The sequence below is a fragment of the Christiangramia aquimixticola genome (assembly GCF_048285835.1).
In the GTDB taxonomy this organism is placed as follows: Bacteria; Bacteroidota; Bacteroidia; order Flavobacteriales; family Flavobacteriaceae; genus Christiangramia; species Christiangramia aquimixticola.
The window spans coordinates 116-385 of record NZ_JBLVTL010000051.1; the positions used below are offsets into that span (position 1 = coordinate 116).

1 pseudogene is annotated in these 270 nt (G+C 48.9%); it reads right to left on the reverse strand.

From position 1 onward, the window contains the following. A pseudogene (locus ACNKXV_RS13450) lies at positions 1 to 270 on the reverse strand (catalase/peroxidase HPI); the annotation flags it as partial.

Consider the following 270-nt stretch of genomic DNA (forward strand, 5'->3'; position numbering starts at 1 on the left):
AAACCAACTCAGCTACGGTCAAGCCGGAAGCCAAGATGTTGGCTTTCAAGCCAGCGATATCCGCTGCATCAGCCAAAGGATGGTTTACTGCAGGGATTGGATCTTGCCAGATCAGGTCTTCAGCAGGTACTTCAGGACCTTTGTAACGGGCCTTAGGTCCCATATCGCGGTGAGTCAGTTTAAACCAAGCTCTTGCGAAAGCGTCAGCAAAGTACTCCGGATCTTCATAGAATTTTCTGGACACCTTTTCGTACTCCGGATCAAATCTCA